The sequence below is a fragment of the Paraburkholderia bengalensis genome, from assembly GCF_037126505.1.
In the GTDB taxonomy this organism is placed as follows: Bacteria; Pseudomonadota; Gammaproteobacteria; order Burkholderiales; family Burkholderiaceae; genus Paraburkholderia; species Paraburkholderia bengalensis.
On the sequence record NZ_JACFYJ010000019.1, the window covers coordinates 72,631 to 88,301 of the forward strand.

Consider the following 15,671-nt stretch of genomic DNA (forward strand, 5'->3'; position numbering starts at 1 on the left):
CGCGAGCGCTTCATGCGCGATGCGCGAGGCGGCGCACCAGCCGGTCGCCCGCGAACTGCACGGCCGTGACGATCGCGATCAGCAGCACGATCACCGTCACCATCACGGTCGTGTCGAAACGCTGATAGCCGTAGCGGATCGCGAGATCGCCGAGTCCGCCCGCGCCGACGGCGCCCGCCATCGCCGACGATCCGATCATCGCGACGACCGTGATCGTGAAGCCGCCGAGAATGCCAGGCAACGCTTCGGGCAGCAGCACATGCCAGATGATGTGACGGCGTTGCGCGCCCATCGCCTGGGCGGCTTCGATCAGGCCGCGATCCACTTCGCGCAGGCTCACTTCCGCAACGCGCGCGAAGAACGGAATCGCCGCAATCGACAGCGGCACGATCGCGGCCCACACGCCGATCGTCGTTCCTATCAGCACACGCGTGAGCGGCAGCAGCGCGACGAGCAAAATGATGAAGGGTGTCGAGCGAAACGCGTTGACGAGCGCGCCGAGCGTCGTGTTCACCGAGCGCCGTTCGAAGATGCCGCCGCGCGTCGTCGTGACCAGCACCAGCGCAAGCGGAATGCCCATCGCGAGCGCAATCACGGCCGAGATGCCGACCATCAGCAGCGTGTCGCGAATCGCGCCGGCGAGTTCGGATAGCCAGAGTTCAGACATAGCCGAGCACCTCCACGTGATTCGCGTGCCGTCGCGCGTTCGCGATCAGCGCGGCAAGGCGCGCGTCGAATGCGCCTTCATCGTGCGATGACATGGGCAACGGCGCGGCCACCACAAGACGCCCTTGCGCATGCCCCTGAATCCGATCGATGCCGCCGTGCACGAAGCTCACGCGACCGCCCGCTTCGCTCAGCGCGGCGCTCAGCGCGGCGAGATCGGGTTCTTGCGGATCGGCGCCCGTGTAGCGCACATCGAACAGCACTTGTGTCGCGTCGCGCGGCACGGCATCGCGTGCAGGCTTCACGCGCGAAGCGAGATCCGCAGGCAGATCGTGAACCAGCGTGCGCAACAGCGCACGCGTCGCATCGTGCTGCGGATTGCCGAACACGCGCCATACAGGCCCCGTCTCGACCACCTCGCCCTTTTCGATCACGGCGACCGTGTCGCACACTTCGCGTATCACTTCCATCTCATGCGTGATCAGCACGATCGTGAGACCGAGGCGCTGATTGATATCGCGCAGCAGCGAGAGGATCGATTGCGTGGTTTCGGGATCGAGCGCGGACGTCGCTTCGTCGCATAGCAGAATGTCGGGGTCGTGCACCAGCGCGCGCGCAATACCGACGCGCTGCTTCTGCCCGCCCGACAGACTCGCTGGATACGCGTCGCGTTTCGCCGTCAGACCGACGAGTTCGAGCAGTGCATCCACCTTCGTATCGATCTTCTGTTTGGGCTCGCCCGCAATTTTCAGAGGCAACGCGATGTTCTCGCGTACGGTTTTCGCCGACAGCAAATTGAAGTGCTGGAACACCATGCCGATACGCCGGCGCAACGCGACGAGTCCGCGCTCGTCAAGCTCCCCGACGCTCACGCCGTTCACGCGCACCGTGCCGGAGGTCGGCTTTTCAAGTCCGTTCACGAGGCGCAGCAACGTCGATTTGCCCGCGCCGCTGCGGCCGATGATGCCGAACACCTCGCCGCGCCGCACGCCCAGTTGCACATTCGCAAGCGCAGCTGACTGTTCGCCGCGCCGCGCGCTGAATACTTTGCCCACGTCGTCGAATATCACGGCGTGCTGCGTGTCGTCCTGCGGCGCCTGCTTCGCGGCGAACGCCGGGCCGTCTTCGATAAAACGCGCGATGTCGAGCAGATGGGTCATATCGTCGATTCCTTTTCGGACGGCCAGGTTCACGCCAACGCTTTCGCGCGCAGACGATACTGCGCGCCCGCGTGTTCGTCAGGCAAGCGCGCGCGGCCCGCGCCGAAGAGCTTTTCGCGCAACGTCGGCGCGGGATCATAGTCGGTCTTGTAGATGCCGCGATTCTGCAGCTCCGGCACGACGAGATCGACGAAGTCTTCGAACGATTCGGGCATCACCGTGCGCGTCAGATTGAAGCCGTCCACACCCGCCTCGTCGAGCCACGATTGCAGCTCGTCGGCAACCTGCTGCGGCGAGCCCACAAACGGCTTCGTGCGGCCGCCCAGCTGCATCTGCTCGAGCACCTTGCGCTTGGTCCAGACGCCCGTCGTGCTGCGGCTCGAAATGGCTTCGACAGCCGACTGCATCGAGTTCGTCTTCACGTAGCTGATCGGCTCATCGAGCGCGTATTCGGCGAAGTCGATGCCCGTCGAACTGGAGAAATGCGCAAGGCCGCCTTCCGCGCTGGCATAGCGACGGTATTCGTCGAACTTCTCCTGCGCCGCCTTTTCCGTTCGATCGACCACCACCGTGATGCCGACGAATATCTTGATGTCGTCGGGCGCGCGGCCGAAACGCACCGCGCGCGAACGAATGTCGTCGACGATCGATCTGGTCAGCGCCTTGTTCTGCCCGCCGATGAACACGCACTCCGCGTGACGCGCGGCGAAATCCACGCCGCGCGCCGACGAACCCGCCTGATACAGCACAGGCGTGCGCTGCAACGACGGCTCGCTCAGATGGATCGCATCGATCGAGTAGTACGGCCCGGCGTGCTTGATCCGATGCACCTTGCCCGGCTGCGAAAAGACGCGTGCTTCGCGATCCCGCACGACGGCATCGTCTTCCCAGCTCTGCTCCCAGAGCTTGTAGACGACGTCCATGTAGTCGTCGGCGCGATCATAGCGATCGTCGTGACTCACCTGCTGCGCGAGCCCCATGCCGCGCGCGGCGCTGTCGAGATAGCCCGTCACGATGTTCCAGCCGACACGGCCCTTCGTCAGATGATCGAGTGTCGACATGCGCCGCGCGAACAGATAAGGCGGCTCGTAAGTGAGGTTCGCCGTCACGCCGAAGCCGATGTGCTTCGTCACATGCGCCATCGCGGGCACGATCAGCGCAGGATCATTGATGGGAATCTGCACCGCGTCGCGCAGCGGCGTGCCGGGACCGCCCTGGTACACGTCATACACGCCGACGATATCGGCGAGGAAGATGCCGTCGAACTTGCCGCGCTCCAGCGTCTGCGCGAGATTCGTCCAATAGTCGAGGTCCGTGTAATGCGCCGAACGGTCGCGCGGATGCGTCCATAAGCCATGGTTGATATGGCCGACGGCATTCATGTTGAACGCGTTCAGCAAGATCTTTTTCTTTGCCATCGTCGTCACCATGCCACTGCGTACAGCGTGCCGAACGCCTTGTCGAGTTCCGCGCGCACGGCGGGCGAATGCTGATAGATTGAAATGAACTTGCGAATGCGCGAGTCATTGACGCTCTCCGGACGCACCACCCATTGAATCGCAAAGTTCTTGTTCTCCAGTCCATCGAATAGCAGCGCGCTGTTCGGATCGGTCGTGCCCGCGAGCTTGATGAAACTCGGGTAGCCTTGCGCGAGATCGACGTCGTCGAGCGAGCGCGCGAGCTGCGACGCTTCGAGTGCGACGATCTTCAGATGCTTCGGGTTCTCGACGATATCGAGCGTGGTCGCGCGATAGTCGACGCCAGGCTTGAGCTTGATGAGCCCCGCCCGCTGCAGCAGCAACAGGCCGCGCCCGCCGTTGACGGGATCATTCGCAATGGCGACGGTCGCGCCGTCTTTCAGATCTTGGAAGCGCTTGACCTTCTTCGAATACAGACCGATCTTCATGATCGTGCCCGGCGCGATCGCGACGAAGTCATAGCCGCCTTGTTTCTTGGCGTTCTCCAGAAACGGAATGTGCTGGAAATAGTTGACGTCGATGTCCTTGTTCGCGAGCGCGGCGTTAGGCGTGTTCCAGTCGGTGAATTCGATGATCTTCACATCGAGTCCTTGCGCCTTGGCCTCGCGCGCCGCCACTTTCAGCGCTTCGATCTGCGGACTGGTTGCCGTGCCGATCTTCAGTGTCGAGGTGTCGGCGGCGAATGCGGCGGTGGCATTCAATACGATCGCGAACGTGATCGCCTGGACGAATCGAAAGAGACTCATGATCAACTCTGCTTGGACGTGATGATTGGCTGGGGATGCGCGAGTCCGCGGGCGCTTGTGCGCGTCCCGACACGATGCAAGAAGGAATGGCGCTCGTCGGCGTGGCCGATCGCGACATGCTGCGCCGGGCTACGGCACGCTAGCGGGCGCTGCGAGGGGTCAGCACCGACAACGGGAAACAGGATGGGTCATCGCCTCTCTCCATTTGAGGTCAGACGATGATAGAGACGCGCCCGACAGCGGTCTACGAAGCGATTTTCGAATGGAAATCGTGAAATGCGATATGTGAGAAATTCCGCGACCGCTGCGTGGAAGGCGAGCCGGCAGCGCTGGGTTTTCAGTCGGGAATAAAACGAAGCGTGCCTGCGCGACGCGCCGGCACGCCCGTGTCGTCAGGATGATGGACGCCATCCATCACGGGCACGTCGGTGAAATCGAACGGACTCACGCCGTCGAGGCACGCCACGTTGATACCCAATAGATTCGGATTCGATCGCCGTTGAAGATGCGTGGATATGCCACAGCGTGAACAGAAGAAATGCTGCGCTGTCCGTGTATTGAAGCGGTAAGTGGTGAGCACGTCCTCGCCGTGCAGAATCTCGAACCCGGCCTTCTCGACGGCGACCACGACGGCGCCTCGCATCCGGCAGTAAGAACAGTTGCAGCGGCGCACCGAATCGAAGCCGTCGCCGAGGGTCACGCTGAAACGCACCGCGCCGCAATGGCATTGGCCCGTCCGATGATTCGAATTGCCCGTCATGTCGTCTGTATCTCCTCTCTAACAATCCGCTTCACGCGATCTCAAAGCCCCAGACACATGGCGCCCGCTGCGACGACCATGCACCCGAGCCAGCGCGTTGCACTGACCGATTCGCGCAGAAACACGCGCCCGATCAACACCGCGAACACCACGCTGGTTTCGCGCAACGCCGACACTGCGCCCATCGCGCCCGATTGCAACGCCCAGATCACGATGCCATACGCAGCAATCGACACCACGCCGCCTACGACCGATGAACCCACCGACATCGGCTCCCCGAGTATCGACGTGCGTAGCGGCGTGAGCCCGCGCATCGCGACGAACAGCAGCGGCATCAGCCAGTACGACATGAACATCCACGCGGTGTATGCGAGCGACTGGCCGGCCGACACGCGCACGCCGATGCCGTCGATCACGGTGTAAAGCGCAATCGTCGCGCCCGTCGTCAGCGCAGCGAGCACACCCGCGCGCGACACATGCTGCCCCCACAGCGCAATCGCGATGATGCCGCCCGAGATCATTACAATCCCGAGCGCGTGCAACGGCCCAATCGCCTCACGCGCGAAAAGGGCCGCGCCGAGCGCGACGAGCAGCGGCGACGAGCCTCGCGCGATCGGATACGCCAGCGCGAGGTCGTTGCGTCGATACGAGCGCACGAGGCTCACGTTGTAGAAGAAATGCACGAGCCCCGAGGCAACGATGTACGGCCACGACGCACTGGCCGGCAGCGGACTGAACAGGATGACGAGCGTGGAGATCGCGGCAATCGCGATGCTCATCCATGTCATCGACAGGAACCGGTCGCGATTTCCGTGCAGCATCGCGTTCCAGCTCGCGTGGAGCAACGCAGCGAACAACACGATACCGCCGGTGTAACTGAGCATGCGATGGTTGGACTGACAGGAGTGAAGTAAGCGAGTGCTGTCAGCAGGATATCTATCTTGTCGCTGCGCGACAAACCAGATAAATTGGCTGTTCGAGTTAGAAAAACTATCACCAGATGAAACGGATCTTGCCGCCGCTCAATGCCTTGCGGGCCTTCGAGGCTGCGGGCCGGCTCGGCAGCTTCAAGGAAGCCGCCACGGAGTTGCACGTGACGCACGGTGCGGTGAGCCAGCATGTGCGTCTGCTCGAAGTATGGCTGGGCGCGCCGCTGTTCGAGCGGCACAACCGGCGCGTGAAGCTGACGCCTGCGGCGAAGTCTTATCTGGACGAAATCGGTCCGCTGTTCGAACAGCTCGCGCAGGCAACCGCAAGATATGGCGCGATTGAAACGGCCCCTCGCACGTTGTCCGTGAACGCGCCCGCGACGTTCACGCTGCGCTGGCTGGTGCCAAGACTCGCGACATTCCGCACAGAACATCCTGACGTGGAGGTCAGAGTCGAGACGTCGAACGGGCCGCTCGAAAGTCTGAAAGAGAGCTATGACATCGTGATCCGGGGTGGTCCGGACACGTTCTACGGTTACTCGATGCGGCCTTTCCTGTCCGAGGAACGGCTTCCCGTGTGCAGTCCGGCGCTGCTGGCGCGCGTGCCGCTTCGCTCACCCGGCGACTTGCGGCAGCACACGTTGCTGCACACGTCGAGTCTTCCGCGGCTTTGGCCCGACTGGCTGGCAAGCGCCCAGATGCCTGCGCTGCGGCCGGCCGCGTCGCTGACCTTCGATCATTTCTATCTGACCTTGCAGGCGGCCATCGATGGAATCGGCATCGCAATGGGCCCGACCGCACTGGTCGCCGACGACCTCGCTGCTGGGCGGCTCGTCGCACCGTTTCCGCTTCCGCGTCTGCTGTCGCGCAGTTATTGCACGTACGTTCCCGAAGAGAAGTCTGGCGACGAACTGGTTGCGCTATTGCGTTCGTGGCTCGAACGCGAGGGGCGTGCTGACAAAAAAAGCGGACCTTGAAACAAGGTCCGCTTCTCACGCTTCACGCGCTTCACGCCTTAGACTGCAGTGGTCATCACGCAAGCATCAGCGTTTCGCTACCTGCTGCGCCTGCGCATCGGCGCTGCCGACATCCGTCTTCACATCGCCCCAGCCGCCGCCGAGCGCGCGAATCAGGTTCACGGTCGACACCGCCTGCGTGCCCGCCAGATGGCTCAACTGCAACTGCGATTGCAGCGTCTGCCGCTGCGCATCGATCACGTCGAGATAGCTGACCTGCCCTTCCTGGTACTGCGTCTGCGACAAATGCTCCGCGCGCTTCGATGCATTGACGGCATCCGTCTGCTCGCGCGTCTGGTCGCCCAGCAAGCGCAGATCGGAAAGATTGTCTTCGACTTCGCGGAACGCGACGAGCACCTGCTGACGATACTGCGCGACGTCCTCGTCATACTTCGCGCGCGCGTTGGCGAGGTTCGCCTTGCGTCGGCCGCCATCGAACAACGGCACCGTCAGCGCCGTGCCCGCGAACGGTCCAAGCAGGAAGGCGCGGCTCGACCACTGGAACAGATCGCCGAGCGTCGACGACTCGTAACCGAATGCGCCCGTGATATCGAGCTTCGGGAAGAAAGCCGACTTCGCCAGCCCGACGCGCGCGTTCGCCGCTGCCATCGCGCGTTCCGCCGCCGAGATATCAGGCCGGCGTTCGAGCAGCGCCGACGGCAAACCGGCGGGCACGCTCACCGTCACCGGCACGAGCGGCGTCTCGGGGAACGAGAAGTCCGCAGGCGGCTTGCCGAGCAGAATCGCGAGGCTGTGCTCGGAAGCTGCGCGTTGACGCGCGACACCCACCGCATCGGCGCGCGCCGTCGCCAGTTCATTGCGGGCGCGCGACACATCCAGCTCGTTGATGTCGCCTTCATTGAAGCGGCGCTCGACCAGCTTCAGCGTGTCTTCACGCAGCGTCACTGTCTGACGATACAAGCGTAGCTGCGTATCGAACTCGCGCAGCTGGAAATAATTTTGCGCGACGTCCGCCTGCAGCGCGAGCTGCACCGAGCGGAACAGCGCCTCGCTTTGCGCTTCGTCGGCACGCGCGGCGTGCACGCTCGAACTGACGCGGCCGAACAGGTCCACTTCATACGATGCCGTCACCTGCGCGCGCCACAGCGTTTGCGTCGGCACCTGGGCGTCGTTCGGCAGGAACTGCGAAGCCGGCGACAGACGCTCACGCGTCGGGCCGAAGCCGCCATCGACGGACGGGAACCAGTGCGAGCGCGCCTCCTGCGTCACTGCACGCGATTGCTGCACGCGTGCCGCCGCCGCCTTCAGGTCCTGGTTCGCATCGGCGGCCTGCTTCTCCAGCGCGTCGAGCGTCGTATCGCCGAACACGGTCCACCATTCGCCGCGTTGCGCTTCTTCGGCGGGCTCGGCCGCTTTCCACGTGCCTGCTTCGCTTGCAGGCAGAGGAGGATTCGCTGCGATCGTCGTCGATGCGCTGCGGGCGCTTCCTTGAACGCTGCCGGCGTCGGCGCATCGGGACGCTTGTACGTCGGCTCGACCGAGCACGCCGCGAGCAGCAACATCAGCAGCGCACTCGCCGCCGCGCGGCCCATGCCGCTCATCTGTTCAAATCTTTTCATTATGTTTTTCTCCCTCAGGCGTCCGTCGTATGCGCGACGAGATGCGGCGAATCTTTCTGCGCGACATGAATCTTCCCGCCTGCCAGCGTGCGCAGCACCACGTAGAACACGGGCGTCAGCAGCAGACCGAACAGCGTGACGCCAAGCATGCCGAAGAACACGGCCACACCCATCGCGTGACGCATTTCGGAGCCCGCGCCGCTCGACACCACCAGCGGCACCACGCCCATGATGAACGCGATCGACGTCATCAGGATAGGCCGCAGACGCATGCGGCTCGCCTCGATGGCGGCCTGCAGCGGCGTGCGTCCGTCGTGTTCGAGCTCGCGCGCGAACTCCACGATCAGAATCGCGTTCTTCGACGCGAGACCCACCAGCACCATCAAGCCGATCTGCGTGAAGATGTTGTTGTCGCCCTGCGTGAGCCACACGCCGGCAAGCGCGGACAGCACGCTCATCGGCACGATCAGGATCACCGCGAGCGGCAGCGTCAGGCTCTCGTACAGCGCAGCGAGCACGAGGAACACGAGCAGCACGCTGATCGGGAACACCCACAGGCCCGCGTTACCCGCAAGAATCTGCTGATACGTGAGGTCGGTCCATTCGAGCTTCACGCCCTTCGGCAGCACTTGCGCCGCGACACGCTCGGCAGCGGCCTGGGCCTCGCCTGACGAATAGCCAGGGGCCGGTCCGCCGTTGATGTCGGCGGCCGTGTAACCGTTGTAGCGCACGACCATCTCCGGACCATAAGTCGGCGTCACCGTCACCAGCGACGATAGCGGCACCATGTCGCCATTCGTGTTGCGCGTCTTCAGTTGCAGGATGTCGTCGGCGCGTTGACGGAACGGTGCGTCCGCCTGCACGCGCACCTGATACACGCGGCCGAAGCGGTTGAAGTCGTTCACATACAGCGAGCCGAGATATACCTGCATCGTGTTGAACACGTCGGTGACGGGCACGCCCAGCTGCTTCGCCTTCACGCGGTCGAGATCGACGTTCAGCTGCGGCACGTTGATCTGATAGCTCGAGAAGGTCGGGCCGAGTTCAGGCGTCGTCGATGCCTTCTTGATGAACGCTTCCGTCGCCCTGTTCAATTCCGCGTAGCCGACGGCACCGTGATCTTCCAGCTGCATCTTGAAGCCGCCCAGCGTGCCGAGACCCAACACGGGCGGCGGCGGGAACACCGCGACGAACGAATCCTTGATCGCGCCGTATTGCTGGTTCAGAGCGCCCGCAATCGCACCCGCCGACAGCGCCTTGCCCTTGCGGTCATGGAACGGCTTGAGCGTGACGAACACGATGCCCGCACTCGAACTATTCGTGAAGCCGTTCACCGACAGCCCCGGGAACGCCACCGCGCTTTCCACGCCCGGCTGCTTCAGCGCAATTGCGCCCATGTCGCGGATCACCTTTTCGGTGCGATCGAGCGATGCGCCGTTCGGCAGTTGCGCGAATGCAATCAGGTATTCCTTGTCCTGCGCGGGGACGAAGCCGCCCGGCACGATACGCGACACGAGCACCGTCAAGCCCAGCAGGACGGCATACACGACGAGCATCGCGCCCTTGCGCTTGAGCACGCCGTTCACGCCGCGGCCATAGCTATCCGAGCCGCGATGGAACACCTTGTTGAAGCCCCGGAAGAACGGACCGAGCACGCGGTTCATCGCACGCGTCAACCAGTCTTCCTTCGCGCCGTGACCGCGCAGCAGCATCGCCGACAATGCGGGCGACAGCGTCAGCGAATTGAACGCCGAGATCACCGTCGAAATCGCGATCGTCATGGCGAACTGTTTGTAGAACTGGCCCGTCAGACCCGTCATGAACGCGAGCGGCACGAACACGGCGACCAGCGTCAGCGCAATCGCGATGATCGGCCCGCTCACTTCCTGCATTGCCTTATACGTCGCATCTCGCGCACTCAGGCCGCTTTCGATGTTCCGCTCGACGTTTTCCACCACCACGATCGCATCGTCGACGACGATACCGATCGCGAGCACCATGCCGAAAAGCGACAGCGCATTGATCGAGAAACCGAATGCGAGCAACAGCGAGAACGTACCGACAATCGAGACCGGGACCGCGATCAGCGGAATGATCGACGCGCGCCACGTTTGCAGGAAGACGATCACCACGATCACGACGAGCGCAATTGCTTCGAGCAGCGTGTGCACGACGGCTTCGATACTCGAACGCACGAACTGCGTCGGGTCATAGACGATCTTGTACTCGACGCCCGCCGGGAAGTCCGCGCTCAACTCTTTCATCGTCTTGCGGACTTCGTCGGAGATTTGCAGCGAGTTCGCGCCCGGCGACTGGTTGATCGCCATCGCCACTGCCGGCTTGTTGTCGAGCAGCGAGCGCAGGCCGTATTCGGAAGCCGCGAGTTCGATTCGCGCGATGTCCTTCAGGTACGTCACCGCGCCATCCGGCGCCGTCTTCACGACGATGTCGCCGAATTCGGTTTCCGTCTTCAGACGGCCGCGCGCATTGACCGACAGTTGCAGCGGCGTGCCCGGCACGGAAGGCGACGCGCCGATCACACCCGCCGCGACCTGAATGTTCTGCTCGCGAATGGCGTTGACCACTTCCATCGCCGTCAGATTGCGCTGCGCGACTTTCTGCGGATCGAGCCACACTCGCATCGCGTAGTCGCCCGCGCCCCACAGCTGCACCTGACCGACACCCGTGATCCGTTCGAGCCGGTCCTTCACGTTGAGCAGCGCGTAGTTGCGCAGATACGTCATGTCGTAGCGGTCGTTCGGCGAGATCAGGTGCACAACCATCGTCAGCGTCGGCGAGCTCTTGATCGTCGTGACGCCGAGACGCTGCACGTCTTCCGGCAAACGCGGCAACGCCTGGTTCACGCGGTTCTGCACGAGTTGCGTCGCGAGGTCGGGGTTCGTGCCGAGCTTGAACGTGACGGTGAGCGTCAGATTGCCGTCGCTATTCGCCTGCGACTGCATGTACAGCATGTTCTCGACGCCGTTGATCTGCTCTTCCAGCGGCGACGCGACCGCCTCCGCAATCACCTTCGGGTTCGCGCCCGGATACTGCGCGTGCACGACGACGGAAGGCGGCACGACTTCCGGATATTCGGAGATCGGCAACTGGAACAGCGCGATCAGACCCGCGAGCAGGATCAGGACGGATAGCACGCCTGCGAAGATCGGCCGGTCGATAAAGAATTTGGATATGTTCATGTAAAGCTCTTGATGTTGTAGCGCTTACATCCTGTGTGCGCGCAGCGAAGGCATGCTGTGACGGCCGCGCCGATCACGAGTCCTTGTGCGACTTCGCATGCGGCTGGGCTTGGGCCTGTGTCTGCGGCGTTGCCTGGGCCTTCGCCTGCGTCTTCGGTTGCGCTTCGGGCTGTGCCTGCGTGTCGGCGTGCTTCTGCTTCGATGCGGCGTCGAGCTGCGCAGCCTTGTCGGCTTGCGCGTCGTCGGCGACGGGCGCGTTGCCCGCATCGCCGTCACCCATCGGCACCATGTGCGCGCGCACCTGCGCGCCCGGCCGCACACGCTGCGTGCCGTTCACGACGATACGGTCGCCCGCCTGCAGGCCGCCCTTCACGACGCGCAGATTGCCTTGCAGATTGCCCACCTGCACTTCGCGATAGACGACGTGATCGTCCTTGTCGACGACGAACACGAACTTCTTGTCCTGATCCGTGCCGATCGCGGCATCGTCGATCAGCAGCGCGGAATGCGGCTCGCTGCCGCCCACTTTCACGCGCGCGTAGAGACCCGGCACGAGCGCGCCGTCCGTGTTGTCGAAACGCGCACGCACGCGAATCGTGCCCGACGACGTATCGAGGCGGTTATCGACCGACTGGATCGTGCCCTTGCGCGAATAGCCCGATTCGTTCGCGAGCCCTAGTTCGACGGGCACCTTGCTGTCGTTCTTCACCTGGCTGATGTATTGCAGGTAGGTCTGCTCATCGGCGTCGAACTCCGCGTAGATCGGCGACACGGAGACGAGCGTGGTCAGCGGCGCGGCGCTTGCGCCTGCGTTCACGACGTTGCCGAGCGTGATCTCCGCACGCGACACGCGGCCCGACACGGGCGCGACGATCTTCGTGTAGCCGAGATTGATCTGCGCCGCTTCGAGCGCCGCTTGCGCCGCCTTCACGTTCGCGCTCGCTTCACGCGCACCGTTTTGCTTCTCGTCGTAATCGCGCCTGGCAATGGCGTTATCGCCGATCAGGCGTTGCGCGCGTTCCCAGTCGCTTTGCGCGTAGCCCGCGCGCGACTGCGCAGCCGCGAGTTGCGCGGCGGCACGGTCTACTTCCGCCTGATACGGGCGCGGATCGATGACGAACAGCACATCGCCCTTCTTCACGAGCGCGCCGTCCTGGAAGTTCACGGACACGATGGTCCCCGACACGAGCGGCCGCACGTCGACTTTCTCGACTGCCTGAAGGCGGCCCGAATAGGTTTGCCAGTCGGTGATGGTCTTCTGCACGACAGTCGCGACGTCGACTTCGGGCACGATGGTCGGCGCGGACTGCGCGGGCGCGCGCGCATCGACGCGAATCGCGCCGAACGTGCCGAGCCCGGCAATCACAATGACAGCGAGCGCCGCAATCGCCAGCTTCGAACGCGAGAGAGGGAAAACAGACATGACAGACTCCGGATTTAATTAATAGAAGTTTGTTTATCGGAGTGCGCGCTCATCGAAGCGCCACTGAAAAAATCGAACTGCTTCGAGCAAGGCCGCCGGATGATTGGCCAGCGCCGCGTGCGACACGCTCGGATAACGGACCACCTGCGTCTGCACGCCTGCCTGAATCAGGTTGCTCGCATACTTCTCCGCTTCGACGTGCAGCACGTCGTTTTGCGCAGTGGCGATCAGCGTCGCGGGCAAGCCTGCAAGGCGCACCGATTCGAGCGGCGCCGCGTAGGGGTGCATGCGCTGCGCCGCCTGCGGCAGATACGCGCGATAACACGCCGCGCATTCGCTTGCCGTGATGTCCGAGCTCAGCCGCTTTTCGTCGCCGAGGCGCGTCAAGCTCGGATCGAGCATCGGGCCGAACAGCGCCTGCGCATCGATCCGCACATCGCCCCGATCGCGGCCGATAAACGCAAGACAATTGGCAAGCGAGCCGCCCGCGTCGTGACCCGTCACGCCGATCTTCTTCGTGTTGCCGCCGAACGCCCGTGCGCGCGTTTGCACCCACAGCGCGGCGCGGTGTGCGTCTTCGGGCGCCGCGGGAAACGGAAACTGCGGCGCGAGCGAATAGCCCACCGATACGACGAGCGCGGGCGTGTGCTGCGCGAAGTAGCGCGCGGCGTAATCCGCTTCTTCGAGCGAGCCGCGCACGAAACCGCCCCCGTGAAAATAGAGCAGGATCGGCAGGCCGCTTCTGGCGGCGGCACGCCGGTAAAGGCGCAATGTGATGTCCTGCGCGTAGCCTTCTATCTTCACGTCGGTGACGTCGAGCGATGCAGCGCTGACCGCGACACTCGAACCGCTCGGCGAGTCCGTCGGAATAAAGGTTTGGCGCGGGTTGAATGCATCCATTTGGAACAGCGCAATGCGCGAAGCTATCGAATGGTGCGCATTGTGCGACCAGCAGACTTCCAAATAAATGCCTATAATCCGGCAACACAATTCGGTGCACCTGAACAATCGAATGCCTTTATTCGGCGCCCTCGCCAAACGTTAAATGGCGAGGGCGAATGCTTCACCAGTGCTCCGGCTCTTTCGGAGGTTTGCAATGGACCGGCTCCAGGCCATGCAAGTGTTCACCCGGGTCGTCGACACGAACAGCTTCACCCGGGCTGCGGAAACGCTCGATCTGCCCCGCGCTTCCGTCACGACGATCATCCAGAATCTCGAAGCGTTTCTCGGCACGCGCCTACTGCATCGCACGACGCGCCGTCTGTCGCTGACGCCCGACGGCGCTGCGTATTACGAGCGTTGCGTGCGCATTCTCGCGGACGTCGAAGAAACGGAAGCGAGCTTCCAGAGCGGCAACAAAAAGCCGAACGGCAAGCTGCGCGTCGATATGCCGGGATCGATCGGACGTTTGCTCGTGATACCGCAACTGTGCGAATTCCATACGAAGTATCCGGATATCGATCTGCAGCTCGGCTTGTCGGATCGTCCCGTCGATCTTCTGCAGGAAGGCGTCGATTGCGTCGTGCGCGTCGGCGCGTTGCAGGATTCGTCATTGGTCGCACGCCGCATAGGGTTATTCGAAGGCGTGACGTGCGCGGCGCCCTCGTATCTGGAACGCGCGGGCATTCCTCAGACGCTCGAAGAACTCGACCAGCACAAGGCCGTCAATTATTTTTCGAGCCGCACGGGCCGCGTGATGGACTGGTCGTTTCTCGTCGGCGGCAAGGAAATCGAGGTGAAAATGAAGGGGTCGGTGTCCGTCAACGACGCCGATGCCTACGTGACGTGCGGCCTCGAAGGCTTCGGACTGATCCAGCCGCCGCTTTTCATGGTGCTGCCGCAACTGCGCTCGGGCCAGCTCGTCGAAGTGCTGCCCGACCTGAAACCGCTGCCCATGCCCATTTCCGCGGTATATCCGCATAGCCGCCACTTGTCGTCGAAAGTGCGTGTGTTCGTCGACTGGATCGCAGAAATTTTCGACCGCTGCCCGCTTTTGAGCGGCCGCGCGAGCCTCGACAAAACCTGCACGCAGCGCACGTTCGAACAGAAGGAAACCGCGCCGGACTTCAATACGCCCGTCATGACGGAGTGGGTCGCGTAGGTCACGCGGCCGTTACGCATCAGGACGATCGCGGCAGCACGCCGCGATTGTTCTGAAATTGCGACAATTCATTTCATGAAAGCCGGGTTTATCGCCCGCGCGTCAACCCTTACATTTCACCCTGTCGCAGCGCCGAACGACGGCGCAGCAAACGAATCGACAGAGGTGAATCATGAAACGCAATCTGCTGGCAGGTCTTGCTCTCTCGCTGTTGGTCAGCGCCCCGGCATTTGCCGGCGGTGGCGGCGGCATTGGCCGTGCCGGATCGTACAACGATCAATGGTGGCAGCATTCGGCTGACGCATCGGCACCGAAGTCGCGCGCTGAAGTGCGCGCGGAAGTGAATGAAGCGTATCGCGACGGCACGCTGCCTTCGCTGAACAAGACCTCGTATCCGGAACAAGGGCTGATTGGCCGCACGCAAGCCGAACGTCTGGACGCGCAAGGCGATGGCAGTGTGCGCGTCGCGCGCCGTCAGTAACGCTTGAGACTTTATTTGCAGGAGATGAACATGAGCCCATCGGAACTCGATGACTGGGGCACGGATGTCCCCGTCTGGACGCCGTATCGCGCGAACTGATTCGCACGCGGCGAAACGCTGGAGCAGTGAAG

12 protein-coding genes and 1 pseudogene are annotated in these 15,671 nt (G+C 63.1%); 3 read left to right on the forward strand and 10 right to left on the reverse strand.

The window, feature by feature from the left end:
* Positions 1 to 10: 10 nt before the first annotated feature.
* The 6 genes from H3V53_RS14330 to H3V53_RS14355 form a co-directional block, all read right to left on the reverse strand.
* The gene (locus H3V53_RS14330; protein ID WP_336598480.1) at positions 11 to 667 is read right to left on the reverse strand and encodes a methionine ABC transporter permease; all 657 of its coding nucleotides are present in this window, start codon (positions 665 to 667) and stop codon (positions 11 to 13) included.
* Positions 660 to 1,826 (reverse strand): methionine ABC transporter ATP-binding protein, encoded by a 1,167-nt coding sequence (locus tag H3V53_RS14335; RefSeq protein ID WP_336598481.1) that lies wholly within the window; start codon positions 1,824 to 1,826, stop codon positions 660 to 662. Before H3V53_RS14335 ends, H3V53_RS14330 begins: the two co-directional genes overlap by 8 nt.
* Before the next feature lie 29 nt (positions 1,827 to 1,855).
* Complete coding sequence (locus H3V53_RS14340) at positions 1,856 to 3,244, reverse strand: LLM class flavin-dependent oxidoreductase (RefSeq protein ID WP_336598482.1); 1,389 nt, start codon at positions 3,242 to 3,244, stop codon at positions 1,856 to 1,858.
* A gap of 5 nt (positions 3,245 to 3,249) precedes the next feature.
* On the reverse strand, positions 3,250 to 4,050 hold the full coding sequence (locus H3V53_RS14345; protein ID WP_336598483.1) for a MetQ/NlpA family ABC transporter substrate-binding protein: 801 nt from the start codon (positions 4,048 to 4,050) through the stop codon (positions 3,250 to 3,252).
* A gap of 337 nt (positions 4,051 to 4,387) precedes the next feature.
* The gene (locus tag H3V53_RS14350) at positions 4,388 to 4,810 is read right to left on the reverse strand and encodes a GFA family protein (protein WP_336598484.1); all 423 of its coding nucleotides are present in this window, start codon (positions 4,808 to 4,810) and stop codon (positions 4,388 to 4,390) included.
* A gap of 41 nt (positions 4,811 to 4,851) precedes the next feature.
* Positions 4,852 to 5,694 carry a DMT family transporter gene (locus H3V53_RS14355; protein ID WP_336598485.1) on the reverse strand — a complete coding sequence of 281 codons (843 nt, stop codon included), beginning with the start codon at positions 5,692 to 5,694 and terminating at the stop codon, positions 4,852 to 4,854.
* Between the two features lie 116 nt (positions 5,695 to 5,810).
* Between H3V53_RS14355 and gcvA the strand changes: the two genes are divergently transcribed.
* Entirely contained in the window at positions 5,811 to 6,716 is a 906-nt protein-coding gene (gene gcvA / locus H3V53_RS14360; protein ID WP_336598486.1) for a transcriptional regulator GcvA, read from the forward strand.
* Positions 6,717 to 6,782: 66 nt separating this feature from the next.
* Here the strand turns inward: gcvA and H3V53_RS14365 are convergent.
* The 4 genes and pseudogenes from H3V53_RS14365 to H3V53_RS14380 all read right to left on the reverse strand — a co-directional run bounded on the left by H3V53_RS14365 (position 6,783) and on the right by H3V53_RS14380 (position 13,858).
* Positions 6,783 to 8,335, reverse strand: a pseudogene (locus H3V53_RS14365) (efflux transporter outer membrane subunit).
* Positions 8,336 to 8,349: 14 nt separating this feature from the next.
* The gene (locus tag H3V53_RS14370) at positions 8,350 to 11,535 is read right to left on the reverse strand and encodes an efflux RND transporter permease subunit (RefSeq protein WP_336598487.1); all 3,186 of its coding nucleotides are present in this window, start codon (positions 11,533 to 11,535) and stop codon (positions 8,350 to 8,352) included.
* Between the two features lie 73 nt (positions 11,536 to 11,608).
* Positions 11,609 to 12,958: an efflux RND transporter periplasmic adaptor subunit gene (locus H3V53_RS14375; protein WP_336598488.1), complete on the reverse strand. Its 1,350-nt coding sequence runs from the start codon at positions 12,956 to 12,958 to the stop codon at positions 11,609 to 11,611.
* 33 nt (positions 12,959 to 12,991) lie between these two features.
* A complete protein-coding gene (locus tag H3V53_RS14380; RefSeq protein WP_336598489.1) occupies positions 12,992 to 13,858 on the reverse strand; it encodes an alpha/beta hydrolase in 867 nt (288 codons plus the stop codon).
* 196 nt (positions 13,859 to 14,054) lie between these two features.
* Here H3V53_RS14380 and H3V53_RS14385 point away from each other — a divergent pair, with 196 nt between their 5' ends.
* Positions 14,055 to 15,059: a LysR family transcriptional regulator gene (locus H3V53_RS14385; protein WP_336598490.1), complete on the forward strand. Its 1,005-nt coding sequence runs from the start codon at positions 14,055 to 14,057 to the stop codon at positions 15,057 to 15,059.
* Positions 15,060 to 15,231: 172 nt separating this feature from the next.
* Complete coding sequence (locus tag H3V53_RS14390) at positions 15,232 to 15,540, forward strand: DUF4148 domain-containing protein (RefSeq protein ID WP_336598491.1); 309 nt, start codon at positions 15,232 to 15,234, stop codon at positions 15,538 to 15,540.
* Positions 15,541 to 15,671: the final 131 nt, after the last annotated feature.